We start from the raw sequence: 2,043 nt of genomic DNA, 5'->3' as shown, positions 1-2,043 counted from the left end.
CATCAAAGGAAGGGTGTTTTTATGACAAAGATGCAGTATTTTATTATTAGTTCAACTGGTGCCAATTATTTGGCAGTCTCAGGAATTTTAACTAACTTAACTTCTGCACCAGCCTGTTTTAATGCTTCTTCTGTCCATTGAGCCATTTTATAATTGGCACCAGTTGAACTATAATAAAATACTGCCATCTTTGTCATAAAAAACACCCTTCCTTTGATGATAGAACATTTTATGTTTGTCAGTATAAATGTGCCCATAAAGAAGGATGTTTAAACAGATTATTGAACTTGCGAAGAGGCAAGAGCTCCTTTTAACTGTTCTAAGTCTTCCCAGCCGTACGCTGTTTCTTCATAAGTTCCTTTTCCAATCGTTACGTTATCTGCTTCGATTTTTCTTGCTCCTAATCGAACATAAAATTGACCATATGGATTATCGGTTAAAATCCACACTAACAGTGATTCATAACCTAATTCTTCACATTCTTGAATAAATGTGTACAACAACTTTTGACCGAATCCCTTTCGTTGATGAGATGGCAAAATATAAATGTCATAAATTTCTCCATCAAGCTGCGTGTGTTCTGTTCGTGACTTACCACCTGAAATAAACCCGACAATGTCTCCTTCAGTTGATTCGACAACGAACACATGGTGATGAGATGAACGTAAAGTTGTTTCCCACATAATTTTTCTATTCTCAAATGAAGTAACTTGTTGTAAGTCATCTTCTTGTATAATTGGTTCATATGTTAATTTCCATGTTTCATCATGAACGCTTGCTATTTGCTCTGCATCGATCACTGTTGCTTTTCTAACCTTTACCATACAACCCCACCTTTACAGCTACATAGTTAATAAAAACACCGTTAATATTGCACCTACTACAGCAAAGATAACATTTAAATTAAATAATGCAATAATGGTTGCTGTTAAACCACCAAGCAATCCAATCCACGGTTGCTCTGGGATAACCGTCATAATACCCGGAAACACTAAAGCACCTAATGCTGCAAAAGGAATTGCATTTAACCAACGATTGAGCCATGGTCTAAGCGTGATCTTCTCCATAATAAATGCTGGGATAAATCTCGGAACCATAGTTACAATGGCCATCCCAATAATCGTTGTCATAATCATGCTTCTTCCTCCTTTAACAGTATAATTCCAAGAAAGCTAGCTAATATAGTCGATACTACAATTGCCCAGCCAACTTCTAGACCAACTTGTTCCATTAATATGTAATTAATTAACATAGCAGCAATAGCAATAATTCCTACTCGCCACTCTTTTTTACAGATGGCACAAGTAAACCAATAAACATCGCATAAAGCGCAATTCCCATACTGTCACTTAAAGTTGTTGGCAGAGCATCTCCAATGATTGCACCTAGGAAGCTACCAAACACCCATGAAAAATAAGCAACTAAAATTAACGAAGCAAAGAAATACATACCGTGTTGCTTCTTTGATTCTTCGCCGTTTAACGATGATACAGCGAACGTTTCATCGGTAAGACCTAACGATAAACCAAACTTCCATCTAAGAGGTAATGTTCGTATTTTATTCATAAACGACATACTCATGACAAAGTGACGAAAGTTTAGCACGAACGTCGCTACAACGATTTGTAAAAACAGTGCTCCTTGTGCAATCATGTTCGCTGCCATAAATTGAGCAGCACCAGCAAAAACTAGAACACTCATCATCGTCGTTTCAAATGTACTTAACCCTGATTGCTTCGCTAGAACACCGTAAGCAATGGCAATCGGTAAATACCCTAGAAAGATTGGAAAGCCAGCTACAGCTCCTTTTTTTACGGCTGTATATCTCGTCTGTTCTTCTGAATAGTTAACTGCTGTTTCTACATTTTCCACTGCTTATACCTTCTCTCTTCTTATTCCTCTACAATTGATCAAGACGCTGGATAATATGTTGGATGCAGTAAATATGCAAGTTTCTTTAACCCTTCTAACAACCGAGGGGATGGTCTGCAATACAAATACTCTTCTAATATGTGAATTTGATCACTCTGAACCGCTTTAAGT

Annotated in this window: 3 protein-coding genes and 2 pseudogenes; all 5 read right to left on the bottom strand. The window is 37.2% G+C overall.

Annotated features, from left to right (window positions below):
- Window positions 1-71: 71 nt before the first annotated feature.
- Window positions 72-197, bottom strand: a pseudogene (locus tag A194_RS19930) (NAD(P)H:quinone oxidoreductase, type IV); the annotation flags it as partial.
- A gap of 81 nt (window positions 198-278) precedes the next feature.
- The gene (locus A194_RS0116030) at window positions 279-824 is read right to left on the bottom strand and encodes a GNAT family N-acetyltransferase (RefSeq protein WP_017187794.1); all 546 of its coding nucleotides are present in this window, start codon (window positions 822-824) and stop codon (window positions 279-281) included.
- 18 nt (window positions 825-842) lie between these two features.
- Window positions 843-1,136 carry an AzlD domain-containing protein gene (locus A194_RS0116025; RefSeq protein WP_017187793.1) on the bottom strand — a complete coding sequence of 98 codons (294 nt, stop codon included), beginning with the start codon at window positions 1,134-1,136 and terminating at the stop codon, window positions 843-845.
- Window positions 1,137-1,272: 136 nt separating this feature from the next.
- Window positions 1,273-1,872: an AzlC family ABC transporter permease gene (locus tag A194_RS18955; RefSeq protein ID WP_017187791.1), complete on the bottom strand. Its 600-nt coding sequence runs from the start codon at window positions 1,870-1,872 to the stop codon at window positions 1,273-1,275.
- Window positions 1,873-1,910: 38 nt separating this feature from the next.
- Window positions 1,911-2,043: pseudogene (locus tag A194_RS20885) on the bottom strand (cobalamin-binding protein); the annotation flags it as partial.

Source organism: Alkalibacillus haloalkaliphilus C5, from assembly GCF_000269905.1.
In the GTDB taxonomy this organism is placed as follows: Bacteria; Bacillota; Bacilli; order Bacillales; family Alkalibacillaceae; genus Alkalibacillus; species Alkalibacillus haloalkaliphilus_A.
Note: the sequence above shows the minus strand (reverse complement) of the source record. Positions and strands in the feature narration are given on the sequence as shown.